Here is a 15948-nt window from a genome sequence, read left to right on the forward strand (position 1 = left end):
TATTTGCTGCGACCATACGATACGGAATCTGATTGGGGAAGGACGGCGCTCCGCAGAGGCGGCATACGCGATCGTCGTCCTGGACAAGCGCAGCGCCGATCCAGGACCCATTACCATCGGATTGGGTTTGGCGAAGATTCGGGGTTACCGACCTCGTGCCGCAACTTCTCTTTGGGGCAATGGGTCCTGGCTTTCGCCAGGACGACGGTGGGGGCGTGCCTTTACCCCTCCGCCAACACCCGCGCATTGGCGCGGACCGAGGCTTCGCTGACGCGGATGCCGAGGCCGGCACCGTCCGGCACCACGACGTGGCCGCCGCGATTGGCGACGCGCTCTTCCAGCACGTCCTCGGTCAGCACATGATGCGGCATGTAGAATTCGCAGCCGAGCGAGATGCCCGGCGTCGCGGCGATCAGCTGCGTGCCGGCGGCAAGCCCGATGCCGCCCTCCCACAGCGTGCCGCCATAGCCGGGCAGGCCCGCGATGTCAGCGATCGCCATGATCGCCTGCGCCTCGAACAGGCCGCCGGCCTTCATCAGCTTGATCGAGACGGCATCTGCCGCCTCGCGGCGCACCACCTCCATCATGTCGCGGCGGTCGAAACAGCTTTCGTCGGCGAGCACCGGCGTTTCCAGCGCCGCGGTGAGCTGCGCCATCACGTCGAGAAATTTGCGCGGCACCGGCTGCTCGATGAAGGTCGGCGCAAACTGCTCGATATCGCGCAGGATTTTGATGGCGCCGAACGGCGCCAGCGCCTGGTTGTAATCGACGCGTAGATCGACCTTGTCGCCGAATTCTTTCCGGATCGCCGCGAGATGATCGAGATCCTCGCGATGCGGCTTCACGCCGGTCTTGACCTTGTAGATCAAATTGCCGTCCGGAACCATCTTCCGCATGCGTTCGAGATCGGCGGCGAAATCCGGATCGGCGATCGAGAACGACAGCGGGATCGTGTCGCGTACGCGGCCGCCGAGCAGGTCGGCGACCGAAAGTCCCGACGACTTGCCGACGATGTCGAGCAGCGCCATTTCGATCGCGACCTTGGCTTCGGCATGTCCGACCAGCGCGCGATCGAGCTCGGCCATCAGTGCGCGAATGCGGCGCACCGGCTTGCCGAGTACGATTGGTCGCAAATAGATGTCGAGCGCGGCGAACGCCGCTTCCGGCGTTCCCGTGAACACTTCCCATGGTGCCGCCTCGCCCCAGCCGATCACGCCGTCGCTCGACGTGAGCTCGAGCAGCACGCGCTTCACCGTACCCTTGACGTTGCCGACACCCTGGAGGCGCGCCATCTTGATCGGGCTCTCGATCAGGAACAGCCTGAGACGTTCGATGGTGGCTTCGGTCATGTCAGGCCTCCATTGACGTGCCAGACCTGGCCGGTGACGTAGGATGCTTTTGGGGATGCCAGGAAGGCGATGATCTCGGCGACTTCCTCCGGTCGCCCGCGGCGGCCCATCGGAATCAGCGCCTCGGTCGCGGCGATCTGCTCGGGTGTAAGCCGGCTTTCGCTGGGCTTGTCCTTGACGATCAGGCCCGGCGCGACGGCGTTGACGGTGATGCCCTCCCTGGCGAGTTCGACTGCGGTGAGCCGCACCAGCGCTTCGAGCGCGGAGCGGCTCGCGGCCGTCGCTGCAAAGGGCGCGAACTCCGGCCGGATCGTGTGAGCGACGAACGACGACACCGCCACGATCCGCGAATCTCGCCCTGCACGCAGCAGCGGCAGCGCGGCGTCCACCAACCGTGTGAACGCCAGCGCCGATTCGTCCATTGCCTTGCGGAACTGATCCGCCGGCGTACCGATGGCGCTGCCGCGCCGGGCATGGCCGCCGACCAGGATCAATCCGTCGAGCCGGCCGAAGGCACGTTGCGTAGCGGCGACGGCGTCGGTGGCCGCGGTCTCCTCGGCGAGATCGCCGAGGCATTTTGCGACGATCGCGCCTTGCGCTTCGGCTTCCGCCGCCGTGGCGTCGAGGCCGGCTGCGTTGGAGCGCGTGTGCAGCAGCAGCGCAGTGCCGGGCCCCGCGAGCAGTTTTGCGGTGGCGCGGCCGATGCCGCTGGCGGCGCCGGTGACGAGATAGACGCGATCGATTTCGGACATCACGATGCCGTTGTAACCGGCGGCAGCGCGCCGGTGCGGTGGAAATGGCTGAGGAACGCGCGAGTCGCTCCTTCCTGCGGATTGTCGATCACCTGTCGCGCCGGGCCTTCCTCGACCACGACGCCGTCGCGCATGAAGATCAGACGGTCGGCGACTTCGCGGGCAAAGGCGATCTCGTGGGTGACGATCACCATGGTCATGCCCTCCGACGCCAGCTGCTGCATGACGTTCAAGACCTCGCCGACAAGCTCGGGATCGAGCGCGGAGGTGACCTCGTCGAACAGCATCACGTCCGGCTCCATGGCGAGCGCCCGCGCAATCGCGACGCGCTGCTTCTGTCCGCCGGAGAGCGTTGCCGGATATTGGTCGGCCTTCTCTGCAAGGCCCACCTTCGCGAGTTGGGCCCGCGCCAGCTTCTCGGCGTCCGCCTTGGCCATGCGCCGCACCGTGACCGGTCCCTCCATCACGTTCTGCAGCGTCGTCATGTGCGGGAACAGATTAAAATGCTGGAACACCATGCCGGTGGTGGTACGGAATTTGGCCAGCGTCTTCACATCGGGGAGCTTCGTACCCTCGCCGAACGAAAAGCGGGTGTCGCCGACGCGAACGCTGCCGCCGTCGGGCGTCACCAGGAGGTTGATGCAGCGGAGCAGCGTCGACTTGCCGGAGCCGGACGGGCCGATCAGCGCCACGACGCCGCCCTTCGCGACATCCAGGCTGATGCTCTTCAAAACCTCGTTGCTGCCAAAGCTTTTGCGCAGCGCCCGGATCTCGATCTTGGAAGAGGTGTCGCTCATTCGCCGACCGCCAGTCGCTTCTCGCCGCGCCGGACCATGATGGTCAGGGGGATCAGGATCGCCGCATAGGCGACCGCGACGGCGGTGTAGGTTTCCAGCGGACGGTAGCTGTCATGGGCGGCGACCTGGCTCTGATAGACCAGATCAGGCACGGCCAGCACCGAGACCAGGGAGGTGTTCTTGAACTGGATGATCGACTGGTTCATCAGCGCCGGGATCATGCGCTTGATCGCCTGCGGCAGCACGATGCGCCGCATGCTCTGTCCCGGGGTCATACCGAGCGCGGCACCGGCTTCGGACTGGCCGCGGTCGATCGAGATGATGCCGCCGCGGATGATCTCCGAATAGAACGAGCCGCCGTAGAGCGAGAGCGCCAGTGCGGAAGCCGTGATCGGCGTCATCTCGACACCGGCCAGGATCGGCAGCGCGTAATAGAACCAGATCAGCTGCACCAGGATGGGCGTGCAGCGGAACGCCTCGATGAAAGTCAGCGCGAGCAGGCGCACCGCGCGAAAGCGCGACAGGGTACCGAACGCGCCGAACAGGCCGAAGACGAGGCCGAGCACGACGATGACCACGGTGAAGCCTACGGTGACGCCGAGCCCGTTGAGAAAGAGCCAGCGATAGCTCCAGAGGATGCCGAAGTCCCACTGATACATGCGTGTGTTACTCGTCGAACGCCTTGACCGCCGGCATTGTCGTCCGGGGCGATGCGAAGCATCGAGCCCGGAATCTCGAGATTCCGGGTTCGCCCTTTGGGCGCCCCGGAATGACAGTGGAAGACTACAGCGAAACGCCCGGCGGAATGTCCGCCTCGGTCACGCCCACCAGCTCCATGTTGGTGATGATGGCGTTGCGAATGAAGCCGAGGCCTTTGTTGAAGTCGATCCAGGTGTTGACGTAGTCGCGCCAGGTCTTGTCGGTCTCGCGGCGGAAGCCGGCGTTCGACGTGGTAGCAAAGATCGGCGTCGGCAGCACGAACTGGCCCAGCGAGGGATTTTTCTTCAGCACCGTGAGCGACAGCATGGTGATCAGGCACTGCGCGTCGACGCGGCCGGTCTGGAGCGCGGCGGTGGCGTCGTCGGCGGTCTTCAGCCGCGAGATCTGCGCCTTCGGCGTCAGGCGGCTCACGACCTGGTCGTGCGAGGAGCCCTGGTCGACCGCGATCTTGACGTCGGGCGAGTTCAGCTCGGCCCAGCTCTTCGGCTTGAAGTCCTTCTTGCAGAGGATGCCGAAGGCGTTGTTGAAGACCGGCACCGAGAAGTCGACCACCAGCGCGCGCTTCGGGGTCGGGTTGAGGCCGAAGAAGATGTCGATCTTGTTGGACTGGAGGTCGAGCACCGAATTGCCCCAGGTGGTCTCGGTGATCTCGAGCTCGGCCTCCATGTCCTCGGCGAGCGCCTTGGCGATGTCGACGTAAAAGCCTTTCCACTGGCCGGTCGAAAGATCCTTCATGTAATAGGGCGCGCCGCCGCCGACCGCGCCGATCCGCATCTTCTTGGTGCGGCGGATGCGGGCGAAGGTCGATTCGTTGGTATCGGCGGTCTGCGCCACGGCAGGGGAGGCCAGCGTCGCCGCGCCAATCGCGCCAAGTCCGACAATCGATGCAACATCACGACGTGTAACCATTGGGATCAATCGCTTTTCTGTTGGAAGAAGTTCCGGCAGCGTTCTTACCAAGGCGCCTCCGGCAGTGAAAGCACAGCCTGTCGGCTGGGCAGACCAGGAATTGCCCGGATGCTGGGCAAGCCACCATGAAGCCGCGCCTGTTCAAGCCGATACCCGCTTGCTTTCCGGTCCTTTTGGCCCCAAATAGGGGCCGGGAGATTGGCGGTGGACGAGCCACTCGCCAACCGGGTCAGGTCCGGAAGGAAGCAGCCCTAACGAGGTCCGGATCGGGTCGCTCGTCAGTCTCCTACCTGTTTTTCCGAGCGAATTGCGCCGGCGGCTCGGGCCGCCAGCGCGCTCCTTTCCGCAAAGCCGGCCGAAAGACACTTCATTGCGGATCGACCGATGACCGACGCTGGCGCCCCTCCCAACCCTGAAAGCGCCGGCCGGGCCAGCACGCCCTACCGGGTGCTGGCGCGGAAATACCGTCCTTCCTCATTCGACGATCTGATCGGCCAGGAAGCCGTGGTCCGCACCGTCTCAAATGCATTCGAGACCGGTCGCATTCCGCAGGCCTGGATCCTCACCGGCGTCCGCGGGGTCGGCAAGACCACCACTGCGCGCATCCTTGCCCGCGCGCTCAACTACGAGATGCCGGATGGCTCGGTGAAGGGCCCGACGGTCCAGATGCCGACGCTCGGCGTGCATTGCCAGGCCATCATGGAAAGCCGGCACATGGACGTGCTGGAGATGGACGCGGCCTCGCACACCGGCGTCGACGACGTCCGTCAGATCAATGACAGCGTCCGCTACGCGCCGGCCAGCGCCCGCTACAAGGTCTACATCATCGACGAAGTCCACATGCTGTCGACGGCGGCGTTCAACGCCTTCCTGAAGACGCTGGAGGAACCGCCGGAGCACGCCAAGTTCGTGTTCGCAACGACCGAGATCCGCAAGGTTCCGGTCACGGTGCTGTCGCGCTGCCAGCGTTTTGACCTGCGCCGCGTCGAGGCCGACGTGCTGATGAAGCATCTGGCCAACATCGCGGCCAAGGAAAACGTCGAGATCGAGCCCGAAGCACTAGGTATCATCGCGCGCGCCGCGGAAGGCTCGGTGCGCGATTCGCTCTCGCTGCTCGATCAGGCGATCGCGCATGCGGCAGGCACCGTGAAGGCCGATGCCGTCAGGCAGATGCTGGGGCTCGCCGACCGCACCCGTGTCATCGATCTTTTCGATTCTCTGGCGCGTGGCGACATCGCGTCCGCGTTTAGGGAGTTCCGCGACCAGTACGACGTCGGCGCCGATCCGATCGTCGTGCTCTCGGATCTCGCCGAATTCGTCAATTTCGTCACCCGCGTGAAGATCGTGCCGGCGACCGCCGACAACGTCGCCTATGGCGAGACCGAGCGCGTGCGCGCGCGGGATTTCGCCTCGAAGATCTCGATGCGCGTGCTGTCGCGGATGTGGCAGATGCTGCTCAAGGGCATCACCGAGGTGCAGGCCGCGACGCGGCCCGCCGCAGCCGCCGAGATGGTGCTGGTGCGCATCGCCTATGTCGCCGACCTGCCGACGCCTGACGAAGCGATCAAGATGCTGGAGCAGAACGGCGGTGGTTCGCCGGTCGTGAGCGGCGGCAGTGCCGCGCGCAACGCGCCGGCCGGGCCGGTGGCGTCCGCGGCTCCCGTTCGCATGCCGAATTCGTCACCGTCCTCGTTCGGCGGCGGTGGTGCTCGTCCGCAGATGGCAACACCCGCGCCGGATCCGCAAGCTGCCACGCCCGTGTTGCGCGTCACGAGCTTCACCCAGCTCGTTGCCCTGGCCGGGCAGAAGCGCGACCTCCTGACCAAGGGCGCGCTCGAAGGCGACATGCGCCTCGTTCGTTTCGAGGAGGGCCGGCTGGAAGTCGCGCTCGAGCCGAACGCCTCCAAGACCATGATTTCCGATCTCGCGCGAAAATTCGAGCTCTGGACCGGGCGCCGCTGGACCGTGATCGTCTCCAACGAGCCGGGCCAGCCGACGCTGCGCTCGGTAAGCCAGGCGGCCAAGCAGGAACATGCGCGCACCGCCGAGGCCGATCCGCGCGTGCGCGAGGTGCTGTCGCGGTTTCCGGGTGCGAAGGTCGTCGAGGTCCGCAGGCTTGCCCCCGAGGCGCCGGAATCCGATATTAACGCCGACTATGGCAGTGACGATCCGCCCGACGGTTCCGACGGCGACGATCTCTAGAGCATGATCCGGAAAAAGCGTGCAGCGCTTTTCCGACTGGATCACGCTCAAAACAATCAGCGAAGGCGCGACGATGAGTCATCGCGCCAACCAAGGACAGCACCGATGGTCGATATTTTCGGCATGATGAAGCAGGCGCAGCAGCTGCAATCCAAGATGCAGGAGATGCAGGACCAGCTCGCCAACGTCGAGGTCGAGGGCATCTCCGGCGGCGGTCTCGTCGCCGTGCGCATGACCGCGAAGATGGACGTCAAGGGCGTCAAGATCGATCCTTCGCTGATGAAGGCGGAAGAGCGCGAGGTGCTCGAGGATCTGCTCGTCACCGCCTTCGGCGAGGCCCGCCGCAAGGCGGAAGCCGCCATGCAGGAGAAGATGCAGTCGCTCACCGGCGGGCTCGGTCTGCCGCCGGGGCTGTCGGGGCTGTTCGGCCAGTAGGATGGGCGCTGTTGCGGGTCCTGAAATCGAGCGGCTGGTCCAGCTTCTCGCGCGGCTGCCGGGCCTCGGTCCGCGCTCGGCGCGGCGCGCCGCGTTGCATCTGATCAAGAAGCGCGAAGCGCTGATGATACCGCTGTCCTCGGCCATGCAGGTCGCGCTCGAGAAGGTCCAGGTCTGCAAGACCTGCGGCAACATCGACACGCAAAGTCCCTGCACGGTCTGCACCGATCCGAGGCGCGACCCCTCGATCATCGTCGTCGTCGCCGACGTTGCCGATCTCTGGGCGCTGGAACGGGCCAATGCCACTCAAGGGCGCTATCACGTGCTGGGTGCGACATTGTCGCCGCTCGACGGCGTCGGCCCGCAGGACCTCACCATCGAGGCGCTGGTCGCGCGCGCGCATGAGGCACAGGTGCATGAGGTCATCCTGGCGCTGAATGCCACCGTCGACGGCCAGACCACGGCACATTACATCACCGACCTGCTTCAGGACGCCAACGTAAAAGTAACCCGGCTCGCCCATGGTGTGCCGGTCGGCGGCGAGCTTGATTATCTCGATGAAGGTACGCTATCGGCCGCGATGCGGCAGCGCACCCTGTTCTAGCCATCCAGACTTACGGAACGGACGACATGACGAAACTTTTCGCCACACGATGGGCTTTGGTCGCGACGCTGACGATGCTGGCGACGCCGGCCATCTCCGCGCAACAGGACGACGGGGCTCCGCCGCCGTCGAAGCCCGGCAAGCCGATCAATGCCGGGGAGGTGCTGTCGGGCGAGCTGAACACGATGAAAGTGCGCGACGTCAAGAACGTCGGCAAGCGGGTTGCGACCTACCAGATCACCTCCGAGCCGCGCCGACTGCCGCCGCCGAGCGGGCTGTGCAATCTCGAGACCGGACCCGAAACCTTCCAGCTCGTTCCCAGCGGCGACGCGCAGGCAGCGCAGCTGAAGACGTTTGCCGGCAAGGAGATCTCGGTCAAGGTCGACGAAGTCGCCTGCGCCAGCGATCCCGGCCAGATGAGCGAGGCCGTGATCACGAAATGGAGCCTGATCAAGAAGCAGTAGGGGGCGCCCCGTTTGCTCGCCACACATATAAGCGCATCTGTTTTTCGTCATGCCCGGGCTCGTCCCGGGCATCCACGTTTTTGGCGCCGCGTAGCAAGGCGTGGATGGCCGGGACAAGCCCGGCCATGACGGCGTTGCGCTAAACCCGCACCGGCCCCAGCGCATCAAAATGCCCGCGCTTCTGCAACCAGGCCAGCAGCACCAGGCTCGGGATCGCCACCAGCATGCAGATCACGAAGAACAGCGGCCAGCCGGTGGTATCAGCCACGAAGCCGGCGCCTGACGAGAGATAGGTCCGCCCCACCGCGGCAAGCGCGGTGAGCAGCGCATATTGCGTCGCCGTGTGCAGCGGGTTCTGGCAGAGCGCCGAAAGATAGGCGACGAAGATCACCGTGCCGATGGCGCTGGTGAAGTTCTCACAGGTGATGGCGAAGGCGAGCGCCCATTGGCTGGTGCCGACGAAGGCCAGCCAGGAGAAGGAGAGGTTCGCGAGCGCCTGCACCACGCCGCCGATCCAGAGGCTGGTCGCAAGCGAATAGCGCCGCGCGACGAAGCCGCCGGCAAAGCCGCCGATCAGAGTCGCAGCAAGGCCCACGCCCTTCACGATCGCCGCATAGTCGTTGCGGGAGAAGCCGAGGTCGATCACGAACGGCGCGGTCATCGTGCCGGAAAAGGCATCGGTGAACTTGAACAGCACGACGAAGGCGAGTGCCGCAAGCGCGTCCTTGCGCGTCAGGAATTCCGAGAAGGCGCCGATTGCCGCGTGCAGCACGCGCGCGAGCGCGGTCTGCGTCTGCGTCGCGGCTTCCGCCCGCAATGACTGCTCGGGTTCGGTCGCGACCAGCGCCGTGATCGTCCCGATCAGGACCATCGCCGCCATCACCACATAGCCCCACATCCAGGCGGACGTGCGGGTGATGCCGGTGCTCTCGAAGCCGGAGACGATGAACAGCGCGCCGGCGGTCGAGACCAGCATGCCGATGCGATAGGCCGCGACATAGGACGCCATGCCGGCGGCCTGCTCGCTCTCCGGCAGGCTCTCGACGCGGAAGGCGTCGACCACGATGTCCTGCGTCGACGAGGCCGTCGCCACCAGCAATGCGCCGAGCGCGACGTAGAACGGCGAGCGCGCGGGATCGGTCAGCGCCAGCAGCAGGATCGCTGCGATCAGCAGCAATTGCGAGAACAGCAGCCAGCCGCGGCGCCGCCCGAAGGCGCGCGTGAACAGCGGCACATGCATCGCATCGACCAGCGGCGCCCAAAGGAATTTCAGCGTGTAGGGCGTGCCGACCAGCGCAAACAGCCCGATGGTCTTGAGATCGACGCCGGATTCCCGCATCCACACCAGCAGCGTCGAGCCCGACAGCGCCAGCGGCAGCCCGGACGCGAAACCGAGGAACAGCACGATCAGCACCCGCGGCTGCAGGTAAACGGCAAGGCTGTCACGCCAGGAGGTGGGGGCCGTGCCGGGGCCGGCAGGGGAGGTCGCGTCGGGTGCGGTCATGGGGTGGTGTTAGCAGATTCTGAGAGCCACAAGTGAGGTGTCGTCGCCCGGCTTGACCGGGCGACCCAGTATTCCAGAGGCCGGAGTTATGGAGGGCCCGCGATCTCCGCATAGAGATCGTTCCAATCGGGATTATCCTTCTCGATCAGCGCAATCTTCCAGGCGCGCGTCCATTTTTTCAGGCGCTTCTCGCGTTTTATCGCATTCTCGGGATCATCGAATTGCTCGAAATAGACTAGCTTCACAACGCCCTATTCCTTCGTGAAGCTCTCGACTAACTGCAATTTGTGTTCGGCCACACGGCGGATGAGATCGTTCGTTACGCCAATGTAGAGCGTGTCGCCCATCTTGCTGGCGAGAATGTACACGTAGTAGCAGCGCCCGCCCATCTGCCGTCTCTGGGATACTGGGTCGCCCGGTCAAGCCGGGCGACGACAGTGTGTTCTATATTCTACTCCCCTGCCTGGAGCTTCCTCGGGAACAACTCGGCAGCGCCGGTCGCCACGAGATGCGGGGCTTCGGGGGCATCGCTCTTGCTGAAATCGAGCTCTTCGATGCGCCCCGCGCGCTTCTCGATCTTGTCGGCGGAGATCAGGATCTGGCGGACGTCCTCGTTCGCGTCGGCAAAGTGCTTCTGCAATTTCAGCACGCGATCGCGCAGGCGGCCGAGGTCGTCGCCGAGCTTGATCACTTCGGTCTGGATCTGGTCGGCGGCATCGCGCATGCGCGCGTCCTTCATGATCTGCTGCATCACCTGGATCGCCAGCATCAGCAGCGACGGCGACACCAGCACGACACGGGCGCGATACGCCTTCTGGATCACGTCGTCGAAACCGTCGTGGATCTCGGCGTAGACCGATTCCGACGGCACGAACATCAACGCCATTTCCTGGGTCTCGCCGGCGACGAGATATTTTTCGGCGATGTCGCTGACATGCTTCATCACGTCACCGCGCAGCCGCTGCGTGGCGATGCGCTTTTCCTCATCGGTGCGTGCATCATGCAGCGCGGTCATCGCCTCCAGCGGAAATTTCGCGTCGATGCAGAGCGGACGCTGGTCGGGCAGGAACACGACGCAGTCCGGACGCTTGCCGGTCGAGAGCGTGAACTGGAACTCGTAGGCGCCCTTCGGCAGACCGTCCTGGACGATCGCTTCCATCCGCGCCTGACCGAAGGCGCCGCGCGACTGCTTGTTGGCGAGCACGTCGCGCAGGGTCGTCACCTGCGTGGTGAGGTCGGTGAGGTTCTTGTGCGCGCTGTCGATGATGCCGAGCCGCTCGTGCAGCGCGTGCAGGCTCTCCATGGTGTTGCGGGTCGAGTGCTCCATGGACTGGCCGACGCGGTGGGTCACCGAATCCAGCCGCTCGTTGACCGCGCGCGCCATGTCGGCCTGGCGGCCGGCCAGCGTCTGGGTCATGGCGTCGACTCGCCCCGAAGCTTCGCTCTGGGCGTGCAGCATCTGGCTGATGCGCTCCTCGAGCTCGTCGGCGCGGATGGCGTTGGCCATCGCGAGTTCCGCGCCGCGCCGCCCTGACCGCGCGATCACGACGGCAATCACGAGCAGCAGGATAAGGACCAGGGCGCCGAAGCCGATCAGCGCGTCCACGGTGCGCACCGGCCAGTCGCCAAGCATGAAAATGACCTCGTTCATGCCCCTGCTTCTAGCCGATTCGCTTCGAGACACGAACGAATAGCGAACATTTATGGTAAATGCTCTGTTAATTTTTATGGTTAATGAAACCTGAAGTTTTATGGTTAGCGGAGGGTTAACGGGGTTCCCGGCCGCATTGACCGCATCGAACGCGCGGCTTAAATCGCGGCCATGGCCCTCAGAGAAATCATCATCCTGCCCGACAAGCAGCTGCGTCTGGTCTCCAAGCCGATCGAGAAGGTCACGCCGGAGATCCGCAAGCTTGCCGACGACATGTTCGAGACCATGTACGACGCGCCCGGCATCGGGCTCGCGGCGATCCAGATCGCGCAGCCGTTGCGGCTGATCACCATGGACCTCGCCAAGCCCGACCAGGACGGCGAGACCAAGCCCGAGCCGCGCGTCTTCATCAATCCGGAAATCATCGCCTCTTCGGAGGACCTGTCGGTCTACGAGGAAGGCTGCCTGTCGATCCCCGAATATTACGAGGAGGTCGAGCGCCCTGCGAAGGTGCGGGTGCGCTACACCGATCTCGACGGCAAGGTGCACGAGGAGGACGCCGAAGGCCTCTACGCCACCTGCATCCAGCACGAGATCGACCATCTCAACGGCGTGCTGTTCGTCGACTATCTGTCAAAGCTCAAGCGCGACCGCGTGCTGAAGAAGTTCGAGAAAGCCGCCAAGCGCGCGGAGTGAGGTTCTCTGTCGATGCCCCTCCGCCTGATCTTCATGGGCACGCCCGATTTCTCCGTGCCGACGCTGCTCGAGCTCGTCGCGCATGGCCACGAGATCGCGGCCGTGTACACGCGCGCGCCGAAGCCCGGCGGACGGCGCGGGCTGCAATTGCAGCCGACCCCGGTGGAAGAGGCTGCGCGAAAGCTCGGTGTGCCCGTGCTGACGCCGAAGACTTTGAAAACGCCGGAGGCGCTGGAAGAATTTCGCGCCTTTGACGCCGATGCGGCCGTCGTCGTCGCCTATGGCATGATCCTGCCGCAGGCGATCCTCGATGCGCCGAAGCTCGGCTGCTACAACCTGCACGCCTCGCTGCTGCCACGCTGGCGCGGTGCCGCTCCCATCAACCGCGCGATCATGGCCGGCGATGCCGAGAGCGGCGTGATGGTGATGAAGATGGATGTTGGCCTCGACACCGGCGACGTCGCCATGGCGGAACGGCTCGCGATCACGGACAACATGACCGCGCTCGATCTGCACGATCGTCTGTCGCGGCTCGGTGCCGATCTGATGGTGCGCGCCATGGCCGCGCTGGCCCGCGGTGGGCTTCAGCTGAAGCAGCAGAGCGAGGACGGCGTCACCTATGCCGCCAAGATCGACAAGGCCGAGGCGCGGATCGACTGGACCAGGCCCGCGCGCGAGGTGCTGCGCCATATCCACGGCCTGTCGCCGTTTCCCGGCGCCTGGGCCGAACTTGAGAATGCGCGGGTCAAGATCCTGCGCTGCGAGCTGGCGAAAGGCACGGGCGCACCCGGCGAGGTGCTCGACGATCACCTCACCATCGCCTGCGGCGAGGGTGCAATCCGTCTGATCGAGCTCCAGCGCGAAGGCAAGGCACGCATGCAGGCCGCGGACTTCCTGCGCGGCGTGCCGTTGAAGACCGGCGCCAAATTCACCTGACGCTGTCATACCCCGCGAGGGCGGGGTATCCAGTACGCCGAGGCTTCTCGGTCGAACGGATAGGCTGCGGAGTACTGGATTGCCCGGTCGAGCCGGGCGATGACAGCGAAACTGGACAAGATGCCCCGCTACAAGCTCACCATCGAATATGACGGCGCGCCGTTCTTCGGCTGGCAGGTGCAGGAGACGCTGCCCTCGGTGCAGGGCGCGTTGGAGGCCGCTGTGAAGGCGATGACCGGCGCGGATGCGCGCGTCCATGGTGCCGGCCGCACCGATGCCGGCGTGCATGCGCGCGGCCAGGTCGCGCATGTCGATGTCGGCAAGCAGTTTCCGCCGGGCCGTTTTCGCGACGGCTTGAATGCGCATCTGCGCCCGCATCCTGTCGCGGTGCTCGAAGCGGATATCGTGCCTGATAGTTTCGAGGCGCGCTTTTCGGCCATCAAGCGCCACTACCGCTACCGTATCGTCAACACTCGCGCCAATCTCGCACTCGATGCCGGCCACGCCTGGCGCGTGCCGCGCCGGCTCGACGCCGATGCGATGCATGCGGCGGCACAACGCCTGCTCGGCAAGCACGATTTCACCACCTTCCGCGACACCGAGTGCCAGGCCAGGTCGCCGGAGAAGACGCTCGATCAGCTCGACGTGCTGCGCGACGGGCGCGAGATCACCATAGTCACCTCGGCGCGCTCATTCCTGCACAGCCAGGTGCGTTCGATGGTGGGGTCGCTGATGTGGGTCGGCGAAGGCCGCTGGACCGCCGATGATCTCTCCGCAGCGCTCGCCGCACGCAACCGCGCCGCCTGCGGCATCGTCGCCCCGCCGGACGGGCTGTATCTGATGCAGGTGGATTACTGATGGGATGAGGGCGCGTACTCTCGCTACATCCCCCCACTGTCATGCCCCGGCTTGACCGGGGCATCCAGTAGCCGTGGCCTCTCGGCTCAGTCACTGTCGTCTCTGGAATACTGGATCGCCCGATCAAGTCGGGCGATGACAGCGGAGTGGGCAGGCGGAAGAGCCTACCCAAAATACCTCGCCAAAATCCCGCGATACACCTTGGTCAACCGCTCCAGGTCCCTGACCGGCACGCGTTCGTCGATTTGGTGCATGGTCTGGCCGACCAGGCCGAATTCGATCACCAGGCAATAGCTTGAGATGAAGCGCGCATCCGAGGTGCCGCCTGAGGTCGACAGCTCTGGCTTGCGGCCCGTCACTTCCTCGATCGCGGACACCGCGAGTTCGGTGAACGGGCCGGGCTTGGTCACGAACACGTTCGAGTTCGAGGGCTCCCAGACGATGCGGGCGCGAATGCGGTTGCCGCAGGCTTTTGTCAGCCGCGTCTCGACCAGCTCGCGCAGGCTCGCCTGGGTGTGGTTGTCGTTGTAGCGGATGTTGAATTTTGCGCGGGCCTGGCCCGGGATGACGTTGTTGGCGGTGTTGCCGACGTCGACCGAGGTGAATTCGAGGTTGGAGGCCTGGAACTGCGCGCTACCATGGTCGAGCGGCTCGTCCGAGATGGCCACGATCAGCCGCGCGATATCAGGCACCGGATTGGCGGCGCGGTGCGGATAGGCGACATGGCCCTGCACGCCGTCGACATACAGCGTGCCGGATTGCGAGCCGCGGCGGCCGACCTTGATGGTGTCGCCGAGGGTCTCGACATTGGAGGGCTCGCCGAGCACGCAATGGTCGAATTTTTCGCCGCGCTCGGCCGCCCACTTCAACAGCTTGATGGTGCCATTGATGGAGACGTCTTCCTCGTCGCCGGTGATCAGGAAGGAGATCGAACCTTTGCCGTCGCTGCGCGGCTTGCCGTCGTTCGCGGCCAGATGCTCCAGCACCGCGGCGACCGAGCAGGCGATGCCGCCCTTCATGTCGACCGCGCCGCGGCCGTGCAGAAAGCCGTCCTTCACCTCGCCGGAGAACGCGCCGACGCTCCAGGCGCTCTCGTCGCCAGGCGGCACCACGTCGGTGTGGCCGGCAAAGGTGATGTGCGGCCCGTCAGTGCCGATCCGCGCATAGAGATTGTCGACGTCGGCGGTGCCGGGCTCGCTGAAGGTCACGCGGTGGCATGTGAAGCCTGCCGCATTGAGGGCCTGTTCGAGCACGCCCAGCGCACCGGCATCGGCCGGGGTTACCGAGGGGCAGCGGATGAGATCGCGGGCAATCGAGAGAGCATCGGTCATGCGCCCCGCTTAACATGCATGCCGCCGGGTGGGCTAGCACTGGGCGGGACAAATTCGATCTCGCTCTGCTGGTCCCAGCTTTTCGTCGAAGGTGCGGGCGCGGAGCCATCTTCAAGGACGGCCAGTGGGTCGGGGCCGAACCGGTTGTCGCCCGAGGTGCCGGGCACAATGAACATTTCCACGAGGCCCCAAAACCACGGAATGTGCACGGCCCAGGCGACGGCAAGAACCCAGTTTGAATTGGTGGGCAGCAGGTCCGAGAACTGGTCGAACAACGCAGGCACGACGAAGAACGGAACCAGCCACCAGCCGCTCCGGTCGCGATCGTGCAGCCGCTTGGTCGCGGTTGCGAGATAGATCCACAGGAATAGCAAAGTGCCGAACACTTTGAGGATGAGGGTCGCGCGATCGGCCGTAGCCAGCTGACGATAGGCCCTGGGATCGACCACATTGAAGATGTCGTCGACACCGAAATCGAAGTCGACCTTGAAGTTGAAGGCGAAAGTTGCCGCCCCGTTCAGCACCTTGATGGCCTGGTCGATCATCCCGAGCATGCAGGCCAGCATCATGACGAGCAGCAGCGCCTGCCACAGCAGCGCGCGGTTGATGCGGCCGTCGAAGCGGAAGAGATACCAGATCCAGTCCATGCCAAAGGCTCCGGGCGGGAAAGGTCGCCCGGATGTTGGTCGCGATGGGGGGAGGGCGGGTTCGATGGACCCTCGGTGTCGTACGGCAGCTGG

Annotated in this window: 16 protein-coding genes, 1 other RNA gene and 1 pseudogene; 8 read left to right on the top strand and 10 right to left on the bottom strand. The window is 65.0% G+C overall.

All coding sequences use genetic code 11. The features are described 5' to 3' along the window. Positions 1-221 precede the first annotated feature (221 nt). The 5 genes from ACFQX9_RS27200 to ACFQX9_RS27220 form a co-directional block, all read right to left on the bottom strand. On the bottom strand, positions 222-1349 hold the full coding sequence (locus tag ACFQX9_RS27200) for a muconate cycloisomerase family protein (RefSeq protein WP_085358795.1): 1128 nt from the start codon (positions 1347-1349) through the stop codon (positions 222-224). Next, entirely contained in the window at positions 1346-2101 is a 756-nt protein-coding gene (locus ACFQX9_RS27205; RefSeq protein ID WP_085358793.1) for an SDR family NAD(P)-dependent oxidoreductase, read from the bottom strand. Before ACFQX9_RS27205 ends, ACFQX9_RS27200 begins: the two co-directional genes overlap by 4 nt. After that, entirely contained in the window at positions 2101-2898 is a 798-nt protein-coding gene (locus ACFQX9_RS27210) for an amino acid ABC transporter ATP-binding protein (RefSeq protein WP_085351590.1), read from the bottom strand. Before ACFQX9_RS27210 ends, ACFQX9_RS27205 begins: the two co-directional genes overlap by 1 nt. Continuing rightward, positions 2895-3557, bottom strand: coding sequence for an amino acid ABC transporter permease (locus ACFQX9_RS27215; RefSeq protein WP_018453014.1), 663 nt, complete (start codon positions 3555-3557; stop codon positions 2895-2897). Before ACFQX9_RS27215 ends, ACFQX9_RS27210 begins: the two co-directional genes overlap by 4 nt. 124 nt (positions 3558-3681) lie before the next feature. Beyond that, complete coding sequence (locus tag ACFQX9_RS27220; RefSeq protein WP_204512757.1) at positions 3682-4527, bottom strand: transporter substrate-binding domain-containing protein; 846 nt, start codon at positions 4525-4527, stop codon at positions 3682-3684. Between the two features lie 193 nt (positions 4528-4720). On the opposite strand from ACFQX9_RS27220, the gene ffs reads away from it, so the two are divergent. From ffs to ACFQX9_RS27245, 5 genes are all read left to right on the top strand, one after another. Further along, positions 4721-4817: signal recognition particle sRNA small type (gene ffs / locus ACFQX9_RS27225), an RNA gene on the top strand. Between the two features lie 94 nt (positions 4818-4911). Beyond that, positions 4912-6729, top strand: coding sequence for a DNA polymerase III subunit gamma/tau (locus ACFQX9_RS27230; protein WP_247820943.1), 1818 nt, complete (start codon positions 4912-4914; stop codon positions 6727-6729). A gap of 105 nt (positions 6730-6834) precedes the next feature. Next, positions 6835-7164: a YbaB/EbfC family nucleoid-associated protein gene (locus ACFQX9_RS27235; RefSeq protein WP_007597704.1), complete on the top strand. Its 330-nt coding sequence runs from the start codon at positions 6835-6837 to the stop codon at positions 7162-7164. 1 nt (position 7165) lies between these two features. Next, a complete protein-coding gene (gene recR / locus ACFQX9_RS27240; RefSeq protein ID WP_018453017.1) occupies positions 7166-7768 on the top strand; it encodes a recombination mediator RecR in 603 nt (200 codons plus the stop codon). 26 nt (positions 7769-7794) lie between these two features. Continuing rightward, positions 7795-8232 carry a hypothetical protein gene (locus tag ACFQX9_RS27245; protein WP_026232439.1) on the top strand — a complete coding sequence of 146 codons (438 nt, stop codon included), beginning with the start codon at positions 7795-7797 and terminating at the stop codon, positions 8230-8232. Positions 8233-8371: 139 nt separating this feature from the next. On the opposite strand, the gene ACFQX9_RS27250 is transcribed toward ACFQX9_RS27245, so the two are convergent. The 3 genes and pseudogenes from ACFQX9_RS27250 to ACFQX9_RS27260 form a co-directional block, all read right to left on the bottom strand. Continuing rightward, entirely contained in the window at positions 8372-9736 is a 1365-nt protein-coding gene (locus ACFQX9_RS27250) for an AmpG family muropeptide MFS transporter (RefSeq protein ID WP_377791103.1), read from the bottom strand. 86 nt (positions 9737-9822) lie between these two features. Continuing rightward, a pseudogene (locus ACFQX9_RS27255) lies at positions 9823-10125 on the bottom strand (GIY-YIG nuclease family protein). A 62-nt stretch (positions 10126-10187) separates the two neighbouring features. Then, on the bottom strand, positions 10188-11387 hold the full coding sequence (locus ACFQX9_RS27260) for a DNA recombination protein RmuC (protein WP_377791104.1): 1200 nt from the start codon (positions 11385-11387) through the stop codon (positions 10188-10190). 171 nt (positions 11388-11558) lie between these two features. Here ACFQX9_RS27260 and def point away from each other — a divergent pair, with 171 nt between their 5' ends. The 3 genes from def (at position 11559) to truA (ending at position 13877) form a co-directional block, all read left to right on the top strand. Then, a complete protein-coding gene (def, locus tag ACFQX9_RS27265; RefSeq protein ID WP_007597693.1) occupies positions 11559-12083 on the top strand; it encodes a peptide deformylase in 525 nt (174 codons plus the stop codon). Positions 12084-12095: 12 nt separating this feature from the next. Further along, positions 12096-13019, top strand: a complete 924-nt coding sequence (gene fmt / locus ACFQX9_RS27270) for a methionyl-tRNA formyltransferase (protein WP_018453023.1) — start codon at positions 12096-12098, stop codon at positions 13017-13019. A gap of 120 nt (positions 13020-13139) precedes the next feature. Further along, positions 13140-13877: a tRNA pseudouridine(38-40) synthase TruA gene (truA, locus tag ACFQX9_RS27275; RefSeq protein WP_026232440.1), complete on the top strand. Its 738-nt coding sequence runs from the start codon at positions 13140-13142 to the stop codon at positions 13875-13877. A gap of 164 nt (positions 13878-14041) precedes the next feature. On the opposite strand, the gene dapE is transcribed toward truA, so the two are convergent. Together dapE and ACFQX9_RS27285 are read right to left on the bottom strand one after the other, a co-directional pair. Then, on the bottom strand, positions 14042-15208 hold the full coding sequence (gene dapE, locus ACFQX9_RS27280; protein ID WP_377791105.1) for a succinyl-diaminopimelate desuccinylase: 1167 nt from the start codon (positions 15206-15208) through the stop codon (positions 14042-14044). Then, positions 15205-15855, bottom strand: a complete 651-nt coding sequence (locus ACFQX9_RS27285) for a DUF805 domain-containing protein (RefSeq protein ID WP_018453026.1) — start codon at positions 15853-15855, stop codon at positions 15205-15207. Before ACFQX9_RS27285 ends, dapE begins: the two co-directional genes overlap by 4 nt. Positions 15856-15948: the final 93 nt, after the last annotated feature.

The sequence above is a fragment of the Bradyrhizobium sp. GCM10028915 genome (assembly GCF_042666195.1).
In the GTDB taxonomy this organism is placed as follows: Bacteria; Pseudomonadota; Alphaproteobacteria; order Rhizobiales; family Xanthobacteraceae; genus Bradyrhizobium; species Bradyrhizobium canariense_D.